20 protein-coding genes are annotated in these 19,506 nt (G+C 61.8%); 10 read left to right on the top strand and 10 right to left on the bottom strand.

Features of this window, described 5'->3' with window-relative positions; genetic code table 11:
• Nucleotides 1–7 precede the first annotated feature (7 nt).
• The 7 genes from AC1RMX_RS05855 to AC1RMX_RS05825 are packed head-to-tail and all read right to left on the bottom strand — an operon-like array spanning nt 8 to nt 8,227.
• On the bottom strand, nt 8–1,150 hold the full coding sequence (locus tag AC1RMX_RS05855) for a hypothetical protein (RefSeq protein WP_493070984.1): 1,143 nt from the start codon (nt 1,148–1,150) through the stop codon (nt 8–10).
• Nucleotides 1,129–2,574 (bottom strand): alkaline phosphatase family protein, encoded by a 1,446-nt coding sequence (locus AC1RMX_RS05850; RefSeq protein WP_493070982.1) that lies wholly within the window; start codon nt 2,572–2,574, stop codon nt 1,129–1,131. The genes AC1RMX_RS05855 and AC1RMX_RS05850 overlap by 22 nt, the downstream gene beginning before the upstream one ends.
• A complete protein-coding gene (gene eboE, locus AC1RMX_RS05845) occupies nt 2,564–3,796 on the bottom strand; it encodes a metabolite traffic protein EboE (RefSeq protein ID WP_493070980.1) in 1,233 nt (410 codons plus the stop codon). Before eboE ends, AC1RMX_RS05850 begins: the two co-directional genes overlap by 11 nt.
• A complete protein-coding gene (locus tag AC1RMX_RS05840) occupies nt 3,793–4,677 on the bottom strand; it encodes a TatD family hydrolase (RefSeq protein WP_096821431.1) in 885 nt (294 codons plus the stop codon). Before AC1RMX_RS05840 ends, eboE begins: the two co-directional genes overlap by 4 nt.
• Before the next feature lie 36 nt (nt 4,678–4,713).
• Entirely contained in the window at nt 4,714–5,469 is a 756-nt protein-coding gene (locus AC1RMX_RS05835; RefSeq protein WP_493070978.1) for an EboA domain-containing protein, read from the bottom strand.
• A complete protein-coding gene (locus tag AC1RMX_RS05830) occupies nt 5,466–6,356 on the bottom strand; it encodes a UbiA family prenyltransferase (protein WP_493070976.1) in 891 nt (296 codons plus the stop codon). Before AC1RMX_RS05830 ends, AC1RMX_RS05835 begins: the two co-directional genes overlap by 4 nt.
• Nucleotides 6,353–8,227, bottom strand: coding sequence for a 3-dehydroquinate synthase (locus AC1RMX_RS05825; RefSeq protein WP_493070974.1), 1,875 nt, complete (start codon nt 8,225–8,227; stop codon nt 6,353–6,355). The genes AC1RMX_RS05830 and AC1RMX_RS05825 overlap by 4 nt, the downstream gene beginning before the upstream one ends.
• Nucleotides 8,228–8,863: 636 nt before the next feature.
• On the opposite strand from AC1RMX_RS05825, the gene AC1RMX_RS05820 reads away from it, so the two are divergent.
• From AC1RMX_RS05820 to AC1RMX_RS05795, 6 genes are read left to right on the top strand one after another with little or no spacing between them, the layout of a single operon-like run.
• Entirely contained in the window at nt 8,864–10,036 is a 1,173-nt protein-coding gene (locus tag AC1RMX_RS05820) for an acyl-CoA dehydrogenase family protein (protein ID WP_493070972.1), read from the top strand.
• Nucleotides 10,033–11,226, top strand: a complete 1,194-nt coding sequence (locus AC1RMX_RS05815; protein ID WP_493070970.1) for an acyl-CoA dehydrogenase family protein — start codon at nt 10,033–10,035, stop codon at nt 11,224–11,226. The genes AC1RMX_RS05820 and AC1RMX_RS05815 overlap by 4 nt, the downstream gene beginning before the upstream one ends.
• A 13-nt stretch (nt 11,227–11,239) precedes the next feature.
• On the top strand, nt 11,240–12,022 hold the full coding sequence (locus AC1RMX_RS05810) for an SDR family oxidoreductase (RefSeq protein ID WP_493070969.1): 783 nt from the start codon (nt 11,240–11,242) through the stop codon (nt 12,020–12,022).
• A gap of 1 nt (nt 12,023) precedes the next feature.
• Nucleotides 12,024–12,512, top strand: coding sequence for a MaoC family dehydratase (locus AC1RMX_RS05805; protein WP_096821424.1), 489 nt, complete (start codon nt 12,024–12,026; stop codon nt 12,510–12,512).
• The gene (locus AC1RMX_RS05800) at nt 12,509–13,711 is read left to right on the top strand and encodes an acetyl-CoA C-acyltransferase (RefSeq protein ID WP_493070968.1); all 1,203 of its coding nucleotides are present in this window, start codon (nt 12,509–12,511) and stop codon (nt 13,709–13,711) included. The genes AC1RMX_RS05805 and AC1RMX_RS05800 overlap by 4 nt, the downstream gene beginning before the upstream one ends.
• Nucleotides 13,712–14,095: a steroid Delta-isomerase gene (locus tag AC1RMX_RS05795; RefSeq protein ID WP_493070967.1), complete on the top strand. Its 384-nt coding sequence runs from the start codon at nt 13,712–13,714 to the stop codon at nt 14,093–14,095.
• Nucleotides 14,096–14,137: 42 nt separating this feature from the next.
• Here AC1RMX_RS05795 and AC1RMX_RS05790 read toward each other — a convergent pair whose 3' ends face one another.
• Both AC1RMX_RS05790 and AC1RMX_RS05785 read right to left on the bottom strand, forming a co-directional pair.
• On the bottom strand, nt 14,138–14,593 hold the full coding sequence (locus AC1RMX_RS05790; RefSeq protein WP_493070966.1) for an SRPBCC family protein: 456 nt from the start codon (nt 14,591–14,593) through the stop codon (nt 14,138–14,140).
• 36 nt (nt 14,594–14,629) lie between these two features.
• The gene (locus AC1RMX_RS05785; protein WP_493070965.1) at nt 14,630–15,403 is read right to left on the bottom strand and encodes an SDR family oxidoreductase; all 774 of its coding nucleotides are present in this window, start codon (nt 15,401–15,403) and stop codon (nt 14,630–14,632) included.
• A gap of 162 nt (nt 15,404–15,565) precedes the next feature.
• Between AC1RMX_RS05785 and AC1RMX_RS05780 the strand changes: the two genes are divergently transcribed.
• Genes AC1RMX_RS05780 through dmpG form a run of 4 tightly spaced genes read left to right on the top strand, consistent with a single transcriptional unit; the run spans nt 15,566 to nt 19,171 of the window.
• A complete protein-coding gene (locus AC1RMX_RS05780; RefSeq protein ID WP_493070964.1) occupies nt 15,566–16,408 on the top strand; it encodes an alpha/beta fold hydrolase in 843 nt (280 codons plus the stop codon).
• Nucleotides 16,405–17,196, top strand: a complete 792-nt coding sequence (locus AC1RMX_RS05775; protein ID WP_493070963.1) for a fumarylacetoacetate hydrolase family protein — start codon at nt 16,405–16,407, stop codon at nt 17,194–17,196. The genes AC1RMX_RS05780 and AC1RMX_RS05775 overlap by 4 nt, the downstream gene beginning before the upstream one ends.
• A gap of 18 nt (nt 17,197–17,214) precedes the next feature.
• Entirely contained in the window at nt 17,215–18,123 is a 909-nt protein-coding gene (locus tag AC1RMX_RS05770; protein ID WP_114883154.1) for an acetaldehyde dehydrogenase (acetylating), read from the top strand.
• Between the two features lie 13 nt (nt 18,124–18,136).
• On the top strand, nt 18,137–19,171 hold the full coding sequence (gene dmpG, locus AC1RMX_RS05765; protein WP_096821416.1) for a 4-hydroxy-2-oxovalerate aldolase: 1,035 nt from the start codon (nt 18,137–18,139) through the stop codon (nt 19,169–19,171).
• Nucleotides 19,172–19,236: 65 nt separating this feature from the next.
• Here the strand turns inward: dmpG and AC1RMX_RS05760 are convergent, their stop codons facing one another.
• Nucleotides 19,237–19,404, bottom strand: a complete 168-nt coding sequence (locus AC1RMX_RS05760; protein WP_176504869.1) for a hypothetical protein — start codon at nt 19,402–19,404, stop codon at nt 19,237–19,239.
• Nucleotides 19,405–19,506 lie beyond the last annotated feature (102 nt).

Here is a 19,506-nt window from a genome sequence, read left to right as displayed (position 1 = left end):
ATGCTCCTTAGCGTTGCCACTGGGCGCGTTTCAGCGACCAGACAAAGTCCAGTTTTTTGTAGCCTGCGAAGTCGGAGGCCGGCAGCGGAGTGGTCGGGTAGACGATGCCGCCACCTTGCTTGAGGGCGAAATTGAAGTAGCCCTTGTCGTTCGAGTAGGCGGCGGTGCCATGGCAGGCCAGGCAGGACGAGGTGTTCTGGAACGCCGATTCCAGCTGCGAGTTGGCCAGCACCTGAGTGACGGGCTGGTACTCGACCCCGATCAGTTCGTACTTCGACAGCGTCGGGTTGCTGGCCTGGAAGCTGACGTTCACCGGTTTGGCGGCCGGGGTCGGCCCGGTGGTGTTGGTCATCGGCGTCGGTGTCGGCGCGTTGGTCACGGTGTATTTGCTGTTGTTGATGTTTTCGAAGGTGGTCCAGACCCAGTTGTCATCCAGTTTGTTGACCACGTGCAGCCCGCTCAACGCCGCATAACCGACCTGATAGGTGCCGTCGTCCTTCTGGAAGTAGGCCTGGCCAATGTAGTAACCGTCGTTGGCCAGGGTTTGGCGATAGGTCGTGTCCGAACCGATCCAGAGCCACGCCGCCTTCAACTCCCACGAGGTGGCCGGGAAGTGCAGGTCACCGGCCAGGGCTGCCTGACCGTTCATGTTGTAGACCTGACGCTGCACGATGTAATCGAAGGTGTCCTGACCCATCAGCAGTTGAAAACGCACGGGGTTGCCTTTCTGTGACGCGGGTACGGCACCGCCCATGTGCAGCGCCAGGCCATCGACCTGTTGGGTGGCATTGATGTTGTGGAAGGTCCGGTTCAGGTCCATCCCCAGCGTTCGGGCCTGTGTTATCACCTCGGTCGGAGGCGGCACGGGACTGGCGTAGGCGCCGGGCGCAGCGCCATCGGGCAGGTAAACCTGGTCCGAAGGCTTCATGGTTTCCCACACCCGGTTGCTGGCCTGGGTGGGGCTGAATTGGTTCAGACAGACGAACCAGTTCCAGGCCATGGTCTCGGGGTTCTTTTCGAACGCTGCTTTGGTCGTGGGGATGTCATTCCCAAACTTCAGGAACTGGCTGCAATCGAAAGGGGTGGTGTCCTGTGCCTGAGCCAAACCGGCCAGTGCACTGAGAACAGTTATAGAAATGGCTCGCCGCATGGAAGCTCCTTGGCATTGGCCGAGTGGGTGTATGAGTGCCCCAGAAAATGCTGAAGGAGCAGTTGTTTCACTGCCGTTGCCGCAAGGGTTTGCGGCAATGGCAGATCGCAATTGGTGATGAGCAGCGGGCCGGTTTCCTCGCGCTCGGGCAGGCGACCGTGACTGCCACGGACCAGTCCGGTGTCCAGTGGAATCAGGTCCATGTAGTAGCGAAAGCCGAGTTTCTTCTGCAGCAGGCGCCGCGCGACTCGCAGTTTCGGGAAGCGAATGGCCGGGTCGATGAACAGTTCCAGCGGGTCGTAGCCCGGCTTGCGGTGGATGTCGACGGTGCGGGCAAAGTCGGGCGCCTTGCGATCATCGAACCAGTAGTAGTAATCGAACCAGTAACCGGCTGCGGCCACGGCCACCAGCTCGCCGCTGCGCGGGTGATCCAGCTGAAACGCCCGCTGTTCGGCCTTGTCCAGCACCTGCTCGATGCCGGGCTGGCGCTGCAACAGCGCTTTGACGCGGGGGATGTCCTGGGCCCGTTTCACGTAGACATGCGCGATCTGATGATCGGCCACGGCAAACGCCGCACTGGCACCGGGATCGAGCAATTCCCAGGTCAGCGATTGGCGCACCTCCAGCAAACCTTCCGAACGCAACAGGCGGTTGATCGAAACCGATTGATTGACCGCTTCGATCCCGTATTCCGACAGCAGCATTACCGCCGCGCCCTGTTCCTCGGCGAAGGTCAGTAGACGACCGACTTCCTGGTCGATGGCCCGAACCTCGTCGGCAATCGACGGATGATCGGGGCCGACACGCTGAAGGCTGTAATCGAGGTGCGGCAGGTAGATCAATTGCAGGTCGGGCTGATCAATCTGAAATTCGGCGATGGCGCAATCGACGATCCAGCGGCTCGATGCAATGCCCGCCGCCGGGCCCCAGAAACCCGGAAAGGGAAACTCGCCAATCTGCCGTTCGATCGTTTCGTGCAACGAAGCCGGTGACGAATACAGACCGAACATCTTGCGGCCATCGGCCGGGTAGTGAGGGCGCGGGGTGATAGCGGCATCCACGTCCGCGTACATGTTGAACCACCAGAACAACTGGCTGCAGCGAAACCCTGGCAACTCGCGCTTGAGCGTCTCCCAGACCTTTTCACCCTGGATCAGCGCGTTGGGTTGCAGCCAGAAACGCACTTCGGCCTGATCGCGAAAATACCAGCCATTGCCGACGATGCCGTGCTCGGACGGTGGACGCCCGGTAAGGATCGAAGCCTGCACCGACGACGTGACGGCCGGAAACATCGGTTGCAGGCTGGCCATTTTGGCGGTTTTCAGCAGGGCATTGATGTGCGGCGTCGCGTCACCCAGCAGCGATGGCGTCAGCCCGACCACATTGATCAGCAGCAGCGGTTGACGTGCATGATCAGAGCGCATCGGCGTACGCCTCCTGCGCTTGTGGTTGCAGCAATTGCCGTTGCCGCAACTGGTCCTCGACCCATTTCAGCTCTGCGGCAATTCCTTGAAGCTGGGCGGACTCTGTCGTCGGCCGCAGTTGCGCGGGCAGGACGCCCCAACTGTAGGTTTCCACTTCCAGCACCGGCCTGAAATCCTCATGGCTGGCGAGAAAATCGAAGGTCTGCGACAGGGCGATCTGGCTGCCGCTCAGTTCGGGCAACAACAGCTGTTCGCTGAACAACGGGATATGGAAATGAATCCTCAGCTCGGGGTATCGCTGCGGGTGTTTGGCGCATTCGACGAGGGCCGCGGGCAGATCCGCCCAGGCCTGCAGCTGACCCAGTGCATCGCGCGCCTTCACTTGATGCAGGTAGGTGGTTTCGCAGAAGTCGCTCAAGGTCTTGAGGACCTGTTCGCGGCGCTTGTCGTCATCGCAAGGCAGACGACAGATCAAGGCGTTGGACAGCTGGATCTTGCCAATGGGCACCCGCGCCTGACGCAGCTTTTCCAGCGACTGATAGCAGTCTTCGAACATCACCGCCTGGTGGCAGACATCAAAACACAGCGCCAGATAGGCATGGTTCGGGTCCGTGGTTTGCCAGCGACGGAAGAAGGCGATGGCCTGGTCAGTGGTTTCCAGCACGCAGTCCGGTTCCATTTCCAGGCAGAACACGATCTTCTTGCCGGTTTCCCGATGCAGCTGGGCCAGTGAAGCCGTGAGTTCGCGAAGTTGATACTCGGCCCGTTGTTGCAGCGTTGGATTCCAGGTGGCGGCATAGCCCAGCGGCACGCTGGAAATCACGCCCTGATGACAATCCGGCGGCAAGGCCTGCGCGAGGATGTGCGCCAGATTGAGGCTGTACGCCAGGCGTTTCGGCTCGGCCCAGCTCGGCAGGTAGACCTCGGCTTTCACTGCACGGTCATGAAACTGACCGTAGGGAAACCCGTTCAGCGACGTCAGCCGCAGCCCGCTGTGTTGCAGCAGGCTGAGGAACGCCGAACGCGCCGCTTTCTGCTGCAACTTGGACTCGGCGAGGGCGCTGATCCACAGCCCGCTGTCCTGCGTCGGCAGCCCGCGCAGGGTCCGCACGCCCTGAAAGTGCTGCTCGATCGAAGACTGCAACCCGGCCAAGTCGCGGGTCGGGTGCACATTGCTGCAATAGCCGATCTGCCCGGGCGTCCAGCCCATGCCGGCATTCATTTGATCACCGGTTCCTGGCCCCGCAGGGCGGAGTTTTCCTGCCACTGCCGACGCTGATCGATGGGCAGCGGGGTGCTGATCAGGGTTTTGTCCAGTTGACCGCTCTGGGCGAAAAAATCCACCGGGTTGTGGAACAGCACTTGCTCGACCTGAGCCTCGCTGAAGCCGGCCGCCAACATCGCCTGACCGGTTTTCGGTACTTTGAGCGGGTCGCTGATGCCCCAGTCGGCGGCGCTGTTGACCACCATTTTTTCGGTGCCGTACTGCTGGAGCAGGGCGACCATGCGCTGTTCCGACATTTTGGTGTTGGGGTAGATCGAGTGACCGCGCCAGCAGTCGCTGTCGAGTACCAACGGCAGGGTCAGTTCATTGAGATGGTCGATGATCACCAGGTTCTCATTGATTCCCACCTCGCGAATCACCGCCAGGGTGCGTTTGGTGCCGCCGATCTTGTCGCGGTGCGGCGTGTGTACCAGCACCGGCAGGTTGAACTGTCTGGCCAGTTCCAGTTGCGCGGCGAGAAAGCGGTCTTCCTCGGGCGTGATGTCGTCGTAGCCGATTTCGCCGACTGCGACGACGCCGTCCTTCACCAGATACCGCGGCAGAATCTCCAGCACCTCGTTGGCCACCGACAAATCATTGGCCTCCTTGGGATTGAGGCCGATGGTGCAGAAGTGATGGATGCCGAACATGCTGGCGCGAAAGCGCTCCCAGCCCAGCAGGGTGTCGAAGTAATCGATGAAGCTGCCGACGCTGGTCCTGGCCTGGCCCTGCCAGAAGGCCGGTTCGATCACTCCGGTGATGCCGGCCGCGGCCATGTTCTGGTAGTCGTCGGTGGTGCGGCTGACCATATGAATATGCGGATCGAAGTACTTGGGCATGGTGAATCCTCGTCAAGGGAAAGGAATCGTTGGGCATCAGTTCAGATGGCTTCGCCATTCCGGCGGCAAGCGTTGCTGTTGGTTCAGGTCGATCAGTCGCTGGCGTTGCGCCTGGCTGAGCTGGTCGAAGGCAATCGCCAGGGGCAATCCGGTGGACACGGTTCGATCAGCGGCGAGCTGTTCTTCCAGCAGGTCGAGGGCCAATTGATTGAGGGTGACGCTGCGTCGCTGCGGCAGACCGATCAGGCGCCGGACATCGAGCCCCATGCCCAGCGCTTTCAGCACCAGTTGGTGGAAGGCCCGTTCCGGGTAATGACGCGACGGGTAAAGGGTGTCGAGGGCGAGGGCGGCAAACACCTGGCTGTTGCTGGTACGTCCGGCCTGCAACGCCAGTTCGACGCACACCCCGTGGCTGTCGAGCCAGTCGAAGGCTTTGAGGGTGGCGATCTTTTCCTGATCGTCGCCCCAGAGAAAAAGCTGGCGCAGCAGGGACAATTGTCCGTCCTCAGAGGACAGTTCAAGGACCTGCGCCAGCAACAACGCGCGAGCCAGTTGGATCAGGCTCCAGTGGTTGTCGGGCAGTGCACGGTCACGCAGATGCCGCTTGCACTGGCCGCTCAAGAGCGCCGCAGTATTGGCGTCCGGCTGCCGGGCCAGTTGCGCCTGTGCCTGACGCCACCAGTGCAGCTCGGTGTCATTGAGTTGCCGGGTCAAGACCTGAAGGTGTTCGGCGAGGCAATCGTGGCGCATGCCGAGGGCCGCCGTTGGCGGCGCAGTGACGTCCATGTTCATGTCGGTTTGATCCAGCGCTGAAAGTGTGGGAGCAGGAAAAACACCAGGACACACAGCAGGCTGCCCAACGGCTGGTTGGCCACGGCCATCACCAACGCATCGAACAGTGGCAGCGCTGCCAGGCCGGCGCCGATAAAAGCGCGGACCTTTCGATGCTGCGGGTTGGCCAAGTTTCGCCAGTAGTGCCAGCCCAGCCAGCCGAGCCAGAGCAGCAGTACCGGCCAGAACCACAGGTTGTCGGAGTAGATCGCCAACGCAAGCGGGCTCAGCATCAGGATCAGGGGCAAGCGACTGAGCAACTCATTGTTGTGCTCATTGCGGGCCAGGTAGGTCAGCCCGCTGATATAAACGCCCAGCAACATCGCACAGAGCCAGATCGGCTCCGGTAGCACCGCCAGACTGGCCGCCGCCGTGAGGTACAGCGCCGAGCGGCAGGCGCCCATCAACCAGACGCTGTGGGCGTATTTTTTGTGCAGCACGTTGTAGCCGATGATGCAGCCCACCAACAGAGTGACGCTGGCCAGCAACCAATGCGGCTGATCGATCAATTGGCTCAGGCCCAGCACCGAGGCGGCCGCCAGTGTCAGCAACAACACGGTGGCGAGACGCACTTGCTGGCGGCTCACCAGACCCAGGGTGATGGGCCGGGGATTGTGGTGTTGCTGGTCCCAGTCGGCGTCCAGCAGATCGTTGAGCAACATGCCGGCCAGATACAGCAGCGAGAGGGTGAACAGCAGCAGAATCCATACCAGCCACGAGGGCGGCGCCAGGGCCCCGGCGCTGCTGGCCAGCAGGGCGGCGGCCAGGGTGTTGGTCCACACCGTGGGCAGGTTGGAGACACGGCCAAGCGTCAACCAGGTTTTGAGGCTTTGCGGGGTCTGGCTCATTTCGCAAAGCCCTCGCTCAGGTCGAAAGCCGGAGCGATGCGGGCGGACAACTTTTGCAGCGCCTGTTCCATTTGCGCGTCGTCGATTTCATGCAGGTCCACCGACTGGCCGATTCCGCTGAGCATCGGGATCGAGAGTTGTCCGCCGAGGTGTTGGCGGAACTCCTCCAGCCCGAGCAACACCGGTGAGCGACCTTGCGCATCTTTGAGGGTCAGTTCCGGCGGGCACAGGTTGAAACCGAGCTTGGTCAACAGACTCATCACCCGCTCACTGTCGACATCGCTCAACAGCCCGAGGGCATTGGCGTAGAGCCCGTCGAGGGCCATGCCCACCGCGACCGCTTCGCCATGGCGCAACCGGTGATGGCTGAGGTTTTCCAGTTTGTGCGCGGCCCAGTGCCCGTAATCCAGAGGCCGCCCGTTGCCGCGCTCAAAGGGATCGCCGGCGCCGGTGATGTGCGCCAGGTGCAGTTCGGCGCAGCGGCGAATCGCATAACGGCTGGCCGGGTGATCGAAGCGGGCGAGGGCGTCGGCCTGTTGCTCCATCCATTCGAAGAACGCCTGGTCCTTGATCAGCGCGACTTTTACCGCCTCGGCCAGCCCGGCGATCTGGTCGCGGCGGGTCAGGCTGGTCAACAACTGGAAGTCATTGATCACGGCCGTGGCAGGGTAGAAGGCCCCGAGCAGATTTTTCTGGCCGAAGGCATTGATGCCGTTTTTCACCCCGATGCCGGCGTCGTTCTGGGCCAGCACGGTGCTTGGCACGCGGATCAGCCGGATGCCACGGTGGAAGGTAGCGCAGGCGTAGCCCACGGAATCCAGTACCGCACCGCCGCCAAGGGCCAGGACATAACAATGCCGGTCCAGTCCATGTTTCAGCATGTCAGTGTAGAGCTGCTGCAACACCTGTGAATCCTTGCTCAGCTCCCCGGCTGGAACGGCAATCGGCGGCGCCTGCAAATGCAGGTCCGCGGCATGGGCGGCAAAGTAACTATCGATCTGTTCCAGCAGTTGCGGCGCGCTTTTCAGCAGTTGTTCATCGGCGAACACCATCACCGTCACCCGGCCGTTTTGCCGGGCGGTGAGTTGTTGATGCAGACAAGGGTTGAGCGGATCGAACAGGTGATCGGTGAACACCACCGGGTAGTCGTAACTGACCTCGAAACGCCCGCGCAGTGCTTGCTCGGCGCCGCGTTTGCGCAAGGTCTTGAACAGGCTGTAGCCGGCGATGAAAAGCCCCGGCAACACCATGCTGGCGAGGATGGTCACCAGCAGCGCGTTCTCTTCGACGAGGAACGTGCCGATGGCGCTGTAGGCCAGTGCCAGACCGGCGTTGGCCAGGGTAGTCACCAGCAGAAACGCCCGTAGCGGATAGCGTTGCATGCCGGCCGCCACCACAGAGGTTTCAGCCAATACCGGCACGCCGCGCAGGCAGATCAACGACAGCGTACCCAGCCGATACGCCAGTTGCCCAGGCTTGCGCTGATGCAGACCGAGGCGACTGGACAGCATACGGAAATAACCGGCCCCCAATGCATAACCCAACCCGGCACCCAGACACAGGCCAATGAAAATCACCAGATAACCGCCGACACTGCCCAGCATGGCCACGGCCAGAAGCGCGACCACGCTGGAAGGTACGGGCAGCACAACGTCCAGCGCCAACAGGGCGATCAGCAAAAGCGCCAGGTTGAGTTGCTGGGTGGGGGAAGACGGAAGGTACAGGTCGAGATGAGTGAGGAAGTCCTGGATCTGCTGTTCGAACAACACGAAGCTGGCGATCACAAGACCCGCAAAGCAAAACAGTGACAGCCAAAAATGTTCGGCTGGCGCCTTTTTCGAGAGCGCACGATACCAACGGCTGTGCTTCATCAAGCATCCCTCTTGAATGGTTATGACTGAGTTCCGTTCAGCAACTAAAGCAGAGTCTGAATTATTTCAGGGGAATGAAATCTCCGGCCAGGTAGGCTGTTTTTATTGTTCAGTTGATCGTGCCTTTGAAGATATTCATGAACCTAGACGGTTGTTGTGGTTTTGCAAGTCGATTGAGAGAGGGGCTTTTTCAGGAGGTGTTTAGTGGGTGTTGGCGTGTGGCAGGGTGTCAGCCGTTATTCGAAAAGTTCTCCAATCTATTCAAGGCGATGAGAAATTTAATTGATGTAGTTTAAATATTGTTTTTTCAGCGTAATGAGAAACTGTTTCAACTGGTTTGATTAGCAAGCTACTTAGGTGGTGGCTATGTGGCATTATTTTTTGTTATTTGAGTTATTGCGGCCGGCTATAAGTGTTCTCGATAGTTGAGCGATTTGCTGGGTTAGTTATCTTTAAGCTTGTAAGTACACACTGAAAGAAAGATCCGAATGAAAGCCGATTTGTTCAAATCTTTCGACAACCTCCATTCGGACTAGGCAAGCCTGACGATTCTGTCGCGCACCGCCCGGACCAGACTTGCTACTCAAAGGAGCACCACTTTACGGGTGCTCCGCCAGACGAGTAGAAGGCGCCGCGATGGAGTTTGCATTCAGCGACGAACAGGAAATGATCCGTGAATCGGCCGAAAGTTTTCTGGCAGATGTCTCGGATTCTGCCGCCGTGCGCGCGGCGATGATCAGTGAACGGGGTTTCGACGAGGCGCTGTGGCAGCGTCTGTGCAGCGAGATGTACTGGCCCGCGATTCATATTCCCGAAGCCTATGGCGGTCTGGGGCTCGGTTTTGTTGAGTTGGGGATTCTGCTGGAACAGATGGGCCGGCGCTTGCTGTGTTCCCCTTTCTTTGCAACTGCCTGCATGGCTACTCCGGCGCTGATGCTGGCCGCTGACGATCAACAAAAGCAGCGCTGGCTGCCGTTGATTGCCGATGGCCGCGTCACCGCAGCGTTGGCGTTCAGCAGTGCCAACGGCCGGGCCGCCGAAGACGTGCAGGCCACGGTGGTGAAGGAGGGCGACGGTTTTGTGCTCAACGGCACCTTCAATCACGTGCTCGACGGGCATGGCGCTGACCTGCTGATCATCGCTGCGCGGCTGCCCGGATCTGTTGGCGAGGAAGGCATCAGCCTGTTCGCTGTAGACGCCGATCAACCCGGGATCGACCGGCAGATGTTGCCGACCATGGACCAGACCCGCCGTCAGGCACGGATTCGACTCAACGGCGTGTACCTCGACGCTCAATGCCTGCTCGGCGAGTTCGGCAAGGGCTGGCCGCACCTTGAGCGCGCACTGCAACTGGCCTGCATCGCCCTGGCCTGCGAACAGACCGGTGGCGCGCAACAGGTGCTGGATCTGAGCGTTGCCTACATGCAGGAGCGCCAGCAGTTCGGCCGACCGATCGCCAGTTTCCAAGCACTCAAACACCGTGCCGCCGACATGATGCTGCAAGTGGAATGTGCGCGTTCGGCCAGTTATTACGCGGCCTGCGTCGCCCAGGAAGTACTCGATCCCGAAGGCGATTCGCAGGTGGCCGGCGAGTTGCTGACGGCGGCTGCGCTGGCCAAGGCGCAGTGTTCGGACACCTTCTTTCACTGCGCCTCGGAAGCCATTCAATTACACGGCGGGGTCGGGTTCACCTGGGAATACGACGTGCACCTCTATTTCAAACGCGCCCGCGCCAGCGAGAGTTTTCTCGGGCTGCCGGCCTGGCATCTGGAGCGTATCGCCGAGGCGATTCTGGGGGAGCAGCCATGAAAATCAGTTTCAGCGAACACGATGAGCACTTCCGTCAGGAAGTGGCCGACTGGTTGCGCGTCAACCTCAGCGGTGAGTTCGAAGCCCTGCGTTTTCGTGGCGGCCCCGGCGATGAACACATGTTCCCCGAGGAGCGCAAAGCCTGGGAACGCAAACTCGCCGAGGGCGGCTGGACCTGCGTGGGCTGGGCCCCGGAGCACGGTGGCCGTGGCCTGTCGATCAGCCAGCAAGTGATTTTCCACGAAGAGTACGCCCGCGCTGGCGGCCCGGGACGCATGGGCCATATCGGCGAAGGCTTGGCCGGCCCGACCATCGCCGCTTTCGGCAGCGCCGAACAGCAACAGCACTTTTTGCCGGGCATCGTCAACGGCACGGCGTTCTGGTGCCAAGGCTATTCAGAACCGGGCGCCGGGTCGGACCTCGCCAACGTCAAGACCCGGGCCACACTGGATCAGGACGGCAGCAGTTGGGTCATCAACGGGCAAAAAGTCTGGACCTCACTGGCCCATGAATCGGACTGGTGTTTTGTGCTGGCCCGCACCGAGCCCGGCAGTGTCGGCCATCGCGGTCTGTCATTCCTGCTGGTGCCGATGGCGCAGGCCGAAATCACGGTGCGGCCGATCGAGCAACTGACCGGCACCTCGGAATTCAATGAAGTGTTTTTCGACGACGCTCGTACTGATGCAGCGAACATCGTCGGCTTGCCCGGCGAGGGCTGGAAGATCGCCATGGCGCTGCTCGGTTTCGAGCGCGGGGTGTCGACGCTCGGCCAGCAGATGCAGTTTCACAATGAGTTGAACGAGATCATCGGCATCGCCCGGGCCAATGGCGCCGCGCGCGATCCGGTCCTGCGCCAGCGTCTGGCCCAGGCCTGGAGCGGTCTGCGGATCATGCGCTACAACTCGCTGCGCATGCTGTCGGGGGCGCAGGACGGTTCGCTGCGCAAGGAAGCCACCATCTACAAGCTGTTCTGGTCCACGTGGCACGCCAGCCTCGGCAAGCTGGCGATGGACGTCCTCGGCGCCGACGCCGAACTGCTCGAAGCCGCGCCTTACCAGCTCACGCGTCTGCAATCGCTTTACCTGTTCAGCCGCGCCGACACCCTCTACGGCGGCAGCAACGAGATCCAGCGCAACATCATCGCCGAGCGTGCCCTGGGCATGCCCAAAGAGCCACGCCTTTCTGTGTGATCAAGGAGTTCCCATGTCTGTTCCTCACTATGTTGCAGGCCACGGCCTGCTGCGTGGCAAGTCTGTACTGATCACCGCAGCGGCCGGCGCCGGTATCGGTTTTTCCGCCGCACTGCGAGCTGCCGAGGAGGGCTGTCGCGCCTTGATGATCAGCGATATCCATGAAGGGCGTCTGGCCGAAGCGGTGTTGAAAATCCGCGAAGCCAGCGGCCTGCAGCAAGTTTTCGGGCAAGTCTGCAACGTTGCCGACGAAGCCCAGGTGCAACAGCTGATCGCCTGCGCCGAGCGCGACCTCGAAGGCGTCGATGTGCTGATCAATAACGCCGGTCTCGGCGGTTCGGCGTTGCTGGTGGAGATGACCGATGAACAATGGAACCGGGTTCTCGATGTGACGCTGACCGGCACCATGCGCATGACCCGCGCCATGCTGCCGAAGATGATGGAGCGCCGCGCCGGGGTCATCGTCAACAACGCGTCGGTGCTCGGCTGGCGAGCGCAGAAAGAGCAGGCGCACTACGCCGCTGCCAAGGCCGGAGTCATGGCGTTGACCCGCTGCGCAGCGGTCGAGGCCGCCGACTACGGGATCCGCATCAACGCGGTGAGCCCGAGCATTGCCTTGCACGATTTCCTGCGCAAATCCGCGCCGCAGGCCGTACTCGATCAACTGACGGCCAACGAAGCCTTCGGCCGCGCCGCCGAAGTCTGGGAAGTGGCCAATGTGATGATGTTCCTGGCCAGCGACTACAGCTCCTACATGACCGGCGAAGTGTTGTCGGTCTCCAGCCAGAGGGCGTGACATGCCGCGTATTTTCGACACGCCTTTCGCCCTGCGCGATGCAGTGGGAGAAGAGCTGGGTGTCAGCGACTGGCTGTTGCTGGCGCAAGACCGGATCAATCAGTTCGCGGATGCCACGGGCGATCATCAGTGGATTCACGTCGATCCGCTCAAGGCCGCCAGCGGACCCTTTGGCGGCTGCATCGCCCACGGTTACCTGAGCCTGTCGCTGGTCAACCTGTTTCTGCCGCAGATCGTCGAGGTTCGCGGCATCGCCATGGGCGTCAACTATGGCTGCGAGCGCGTGCGTTTCCCCACGGTGGTGCCGGTGGGCGCCCGTGTGCGCGGTCGTGCGCAGTTGATGGCCGTCGACGAGGTCAAGGGCGGCATCCAGGCGACCATCCGCGTCAGCGTCGAGATCGACGGCGAAGAGCGCCCCGGCTGTGTGGTCGACACCATCAGCCGCTACTACCCGCAAGATTCAGCAGCACTTTCGAGGAGTCCCGCATGAAAGAAGCCGTCATCGTTTCGACCGCCCGTACCCCGATCGGCAAAGCCTTTCGCGGTGCATTCAACGACACCGAAGCGCCGCTGCTCGGTGGCCATGTGGTGCGCGAAGCCGTGCGCCGGGCCGGCATCGAGCCCGGTGAAGTGGACGACGTGATCATCGGCGCGGCGGCGCAGCAGGGCACGCAGTCCTATAACCTCGGCCGACAGTGCGCGATTGCCGCCGGTTTACCGTTTTCCGTGTCGGGCATGGCCGTCGAACGCCAATGTTCCTCGGGGCTGATGAGCATCGCCATGGCCGCCAAAAGCATCATGTGCGACGAAATCGACATCGCGGTGGCCGGTGGCCTGGAATCGATTTCGCTGGTGCAGAACAAGCACAAGAACCTCTATCGCAACCAGTCCGGGGCGGTGCTCGAACGCGATCCGCACGCTTACATTCCGATGATTGAAACCGCCGAGATCGTCGCCGCCCGCTACGGCATCAGCCGCGAGGAACAGGACGAGTACAGCTACCAGAGTCAGGTACGTACCGCGCTGGCCCAGAGTGCCGGGTTGTTCGACCGGGAACTGGCGCCGATGACCAGCCGCAAGGCAATTTTTGACAAGGCCACGGGCGAAACCCGCCTCGAAACCCTCAGCCTGCAACGCGACGAGTGCAACCGCGTCGACACCACCCGCGAAAATCTCGCCGCACTGGAACCGGTCTGGGCCGGCGGCGAATGGACCGAGAAGGGCCGTTTCATCACCGCCGGTAACGCCTCGCAGCTGTCCGACGGCGCATCGGCCTCGGTGTTGATGAGCGCCAAACTGGCCGAGAAACGCGGGCTGGAGCCCTTGGGGATTTATCGTGGGATGGCCGTCGCGGGTTGCAACTCCGATGAAATGGGCATTGGCCCGATCTACGCCATTCCGAAGCTGCTCAAGCGTCAGGGCCTGACCATGGATCACATCGGCCTGTGGGAGCTGAACGAAGCGTTTGCCTGTCAGGTGCTGTATTGCCGCGACACGCTGGGCATTCCTCAGGAGCGGTTGAACGTCAACGGCGGGGCGATTGCGCTGGGGCATCCGTTCGGCATGTCCGGTGCGCGGATGGTCGGCCACGCCTTGATCGAAGGTCAGCGCCGTGGTTTGCGTTACGTCGTGGTGAGCATGTGCATCGGCGGCGGCATGGGCGCTGCAGCACTGTTCGAGGTGGTCTGAATGATCAGCGCGCAGCAGATTCAAACCACCATGGCCCGCTACGTAGAATTGGTGGACGCCGGCGACATCGACGGGATTCTTGCGCTGTACGGTGAGGATGCGACGGTTGAGGACCCGGTCGGTCAGCCGCCCATTCAGGGCCTCGCGGATATCGAGCGTTTCTACCGCCAGGGCCTGGGCACGAGCAAGGTGTCGGCCACGTTGACCGGCCCGGTGCGTGCGACGTTGAACGGGTGTGGGGCGATGCCGTTCCGGGTCGACATGCAGTGGGCGGGACAACCTTGTTCGCTGCATGTGATCGACGTGATGGCGTTCGATGACGACGGCAAGATCCGCTCGATGAAAGCCTATTGGAGCGAAGCCAATATCGGCCCGCAGTCCTGATTTGGGTTGCAGGCTGCGGAACATCGCAGCCTGCAACCGGATTTATCGCGCGACGCCGTTTTCGTAATAGACCTTGAGATTCTCGGCAATCTGCTGCACGACCTTGTCGAACGCCTTGCCCAGCAGTTTTTCCATCAGCCTGCCACCGCGCAGGCTGTAGTGCATCTGGGTGGTCATGCGGCTGAATTCACCCTCGCGCTGCAAGGCATAACTGAAGCTGGCTTCGCGAAACGGGAAGGGCGCGCCGGCGCTCGCCTTGTGCAGCACCAGGACAAAACCGACCCCGTCCTGCCATTGCACCACGCTTTCATCCAGCCATTGACCGCCCTTGCGAAACACCCGGCGACTGGCGCCAAGCCCTTCGATCGGCCCGGGATGGAGCTGGCAGCCGGTGAGTCCCGGCACATAGTGGGGCGCCAGGCGCAGATCCCGTAGTTTGGCCCAGGCGGCGGGCGGAGACAGTTCGAGCAAAACGCTGTGGCAGGCAATCGCCGGCATGCTGGATTTCCTTTTTTTGTCGGGATCAGTCGAGGGTCAATGGGACTGGGCAGCGTCGAGAAACGCCGGGCGTTCGCCACCGCCGTGCACAGTGATGTCCGCGCCGCTGACATAGCGCGCCAGAGGGGAGGCGAGGTACAGGCAGGTGTCGCCGATGTCTTCCGGCGCCGCCAGGCGTTGCAGCGGAATGGTCGCCGCCACACGGGCAAGGCCCGCTTGATCGCCGTAGTGCAGAGCAGCCTGTTCGGTGAGGATCAGCCCGGCCGTGACCGCGTTGACCCGCACTTTCGGCGCCCATTCCACGGCCAGCGAGCGGGTCAGGTTCAACAATCCGGCCTTGGCCGCACCATAAGCTGCCGTGCCCGGGGACGGACGAACCGCGCTGACGCTGCAGATATTGATGATTGCACCGCCGTCGTCCTGCGCCTGCATCACCCGATTGGCCTGCTGAGAGAGATTCAGCGGCGCCAACAGGTTCAGGCGAATGATCGCTTCGCTGAAGCGCGGCGAGGCGCTGGCGGCGTCGGCATTGGGCGAGCCCCCGGCATTGTTGATCAGCACGTCGAGCCGGCCAAAACGCTCAACGATGGTTTCGATCAGCCGACCCGACTGCTCGACATCACGCAGATCGCAGGGCAGAAAAACCGCCTCGCGTCCTGCGCTGGTCGGCGATGACGCCGGGGCCTCGCGACCGCAGATCACCACTTCGGCGCCGCCATCGAGAAAACGCTGACTGATGCCCCGACCAGCCCCTTTGCCGCCCCCGGTGACCAGCACCACTTTGCCGCGAAAATCCAGCGCATCCATCATGGAAAAGCCTCGTTCTGTCAAAGATCAATGCCCTCGATGCTAGGTGTGCGGCCCCCGGCGGCCAACGTCCGAAAAGACTAGGGCAGCTAGTCCTGTCGGACGATGTTGCCTGCCTGGCCTGCGCAAATAATCCGGGCACAACAATAGCCGGGAGCACACCTTATGAGCGCAATGGCGCAAGGGCACTTCGTTACGCTGCCGCAGGGGTTGCGGCTGCATTACTTGGACGTCGGCGGGCAGGGCGCCGGCAGCGGCGAGACGGTGGTGTTCATCCACGGCAGCGGGCCCGGGGCCAGTGGCCACAGCAATTTCAAACAGAACTACCCGCTGTTCGTCACTGCCGGTTATCGCGTCATCGTGCCTGACCTGCCGGGTTATGGCGCGTCCGACAAGCCGGACACCCTCTACACCCTGGACTTTTTCGTCACCGCCCTGAGCGGTCTGCTCGATGCCCTGGATATCCAGCGCTGCGTGTTGGTGGGCAACTCATTGGGCGGTGCCATCGCCATCAAACTGGCCCTGGACCAGCCGCAGCGGGTCAGCCGACTGGTATTGATGGCGCCGGGCGGGCTGATGGAAAAGGAGCAGTATTACCTGCAGATGGAAGGCATCCAGAAAATGGGCGCGGCATTTGCCCGAGGCGAACTGCACGACGCGGACGGCATGCGCCGTTTGTTGACCCTGCAATTGTTCGACGAATCGTTGATCAGCGCCGAAACGGTCAATGAGCGGGTCGCCGTGGTACGCGAGCAACCGGTCTGCGTGCTGTCGACCATGCAAGTGCCGAACATGACCGAGCGCCTGAAGGAGTTGCAGTGCCAGATCCTTGGGTTCTGGGGCATGGACGATAAATTCTGCCCGGTGTCGGGTGCGCAAACGATGATGCAGCACTGCCAGAACATCCGGTTTGTGCTGCTCAGCGAGTGCGGGCATTGGGTGATGGTCGAGTACCGCGAGCTGTTCAATCGCGAATGCCTGTTCTTCTTTCAGGAAGGTCAGCGATGAGCGCGGCATTGCGTCGCCAGTTCGGCGAAGAGTTGTATCAGGCACTGTTGCAGGGCAACACCGTGGCCCCGCTAACCGAGCGCTGGCCGTCGATCAGTATCGAAGACGCCTACCACGTTTCGCTCTATTGCATCGAGCGTCGGGTCGCGGCCGGTGACCAAATCGTCGGCAAGAAGATCGGCGTGACGTCGGCAGCGGTCCAGCGAATGCTCAACGTGCATCAGCCGGATTTCGGCTTCATCACCCGGCAGATGTCGTTTGCCAATGACGCGCAGATCTCCCTGTCGGCCAACCGGCTGATCCAGCCCCGTGCCGAGGGCGAGATCGCGTTCAGGCTCAAGCACGACCTGATCGGCCCCGGCGTGACCGAAGCCGACGTGCTGGCGGTGACCGAATACGTCACGCCGTGCTTCGAGATCGTCGACTCGCGGATCCACGACTGGCGTATCCGCATTCAGGACACCGTCGCCGATAACGCCTCGTGCGGTGTGTTTGTGCTCGGCGATGTGCAAGCCGACCCTCGTGCGCTGGACCTGCCGAATCTGCACATGCGCGTATTCAAGAACGACGAACCGCTGAGCGAAGGTCTGGGCTCGGCCGTACAGGGCAACCCGTTGACGGCGGTCGCGTGGCTGGCCAACACCCTGGGTGCCTTCGGCATTCCGTTCAAGGCCGGGGAGCTCATTCTCTCAGGCTCTCTGGTTCCGCTTGAGCCTGCCCGTGCGGGCGACCGCTTTTCTCTGACCATCGATGGCCTGGGCTCTGCCCGGGTGTCTTTCTGCGCCTGACCCGTGGGGTTTAACCGGATGAACAAGAAACTCAGAGCGGCCATTATCGGCCCGGGAAACATTGGCACTGACCTGCTGATGAAAATGTGTCGGTCCGAATGGATCGAACCCGTGTGGATGGTCGGCGTCGACCCCGAGTCCGAGGGCCTCAAGCGCGCCCGTGAACTGGGAGTGAAAACAACCGCCGGCGGCGTCGACGGGCTGCTGCCTCATGTGCTCGACGATGACATTCGCATCGCTTTCGATGCGACCTCGGCCTACGTCCACGAGCAGAACAGCCGCAAGCTCAACGAGCTCGGGGTGATCATGATCGACCTCACGCCGGCGGCCATCGGCCCGTTCTGCGTGCCGCCGGTCAACCTCAAGGAACACGCGGCGTCGCTGGCAATGAACGTCAACATGGTCACCTGCGGTGGTCAGGCAACCATCCCGATGGTCGCGGCGGTGTCGCGGGTGCAATCGGTCAGTTACGGCGAGATTGTCGCCACGGTTTCGTCCGGCTCCGTCGGGCCGGGCACTCGGCAGAACATCGACGAGTTCACCCGGACCACGGCCGGCGCGGTCGAGAAGATCGGCGGCGCCCGTCGCGGCAAGGCGATTATCGTCATCAACCCGGCCGAGCCGCCGCTGATGATGCGCGACACCATTCATTGCCTGACGGACGACGAGCCGGATCAGCAGCGGATTCGCGCCTCGGTGCTGCAGATGGTCGAGGAAGTGCAGCGTTATGTGCCCGGCTACAAGTTGATCAACGGCCCGGTGTTCGATGGCCGCAAGGTGTCGATTTTCATCGAGGTGGAAGGCCTCGGGGATTTTCTGCCCAAGTCCGCCGGCAACCTCGACATCATGACCGCCGCCGGCCTGCGCACCGCCGAAATGTTCGCCGAAGAAGCCCACAAGGGCGCCCTGCAACTGCCCGCCCGTTAAGTGGAGAATGACCATGAATCTGCAAGGTAAACGCGTTCGTCTGCACGACATGAGCCTGCGCGACGGCATGCACGCCAAACAGCATCAGATCAGCCTGGACCAGATGATCGCCGTAGCCACCGGCCTTGATGCAGCCGGCGTGCCGCTGATCGAAATCACCCATGGCGACGGCCTGGGCGGTGCGTCGCTGAATTACGGGATGCCGGCCCACAGCGACGAGGAATACTTTTCGGCGGTGATTCCGCGCCTGCGCCAGGCGAAAGTCTCGGCGCTGCTGTTGCCCGGCATCGGTACCCTCGATCATCTGCGCATGGCCCATGAACACGGGGTTTCGACCATTCGCGTCGCCACCCACTGCACCGAGGCCGACGTCTCCGGCCAGCACATCGGCATGTCCGCGAAAATGGGTCTCGACACCGTCGGTTTCCTGATGATGGCCCACATGGTCAGCGCAGAAAAACTGCTGGAACAGGCGCGGTTGATGGAGAGTTATGGCGCCAACTGCATTTACTGCACCGACTCGGCGGGCTACATGCTCCCGGACGAGGTCAGCGAGAAAATCGGCGTGTTGCGCGCAGGCTTGAACGCTGCGACCGAAGTGGGCTTTCACGGCCACCACAACCTGGGCATGTCGATTGCCAACTCCCTGGCCGCGATCGAGGCGGGCGCAGCGCGTATCGACGGTTCGGCGGCGGGTCTTGGGGCCGGTGCGGGCAACACGCCGCTGGAAGTGTTCGTTGCGGTGCTGGAGCGGATGGGCGTTGAAAGCGGCGTCAATCTGTACGGGATCATGGACGTCGCCGAAGACCTGATCGTGCCGATGATGGACCAGCCGATCCGCCTCGACCGCGATGCCCTGACGCTGGGATACGCCGGGGTTTACAGCTCGTTCCTGCTGTTTGCCAAACGTGCGGAGAAAAAGTACCTGGTCGCCGCCCGCGAACTGCTGGTGGAGTTGGGGCGGCGTGGCACCGTTGGCGGTCAGGAAGACATGATCGAAGACCTGGCGCTGACCCTGTCCCGGGCGCGCGGCTTCCTGCCGACCTGATCCTCGGCAGATAACAAAAAACACCGGCGCTGCTTGCAGGCCGGTGTTTTTTTATGGGGGCAGATTTATGGGAGCAGATTGCGCACCAGCGGCGGGTAGCAGTTGACCGCCGTGCTCGAACAACCGAGGAGCGCAGTGCTCGGTCGATAGGCTTCGTTTCTGAACAACTGACACAGGCTGACGGAACTGCCGACGCAGACGATCAGGAGCAGGGCGCAGGTGGAATTACGCATCGCGGGCCTCATACGGTTTTTTATTGTTGTAGAGGCAAGGTAGGGCGGCGCGAGATATTCGGCTTCGTCTGAATGGACTAGTCAGGCAAATAAGCCATCGCC

The sequence above is a fragment of the Pseudomonas sp. GW822-FHT03F04 genome (genome assembly GCF_058801405.1).
This window is presented reverse-complemented; position numbering and strand designations above follow the sequence as displayed.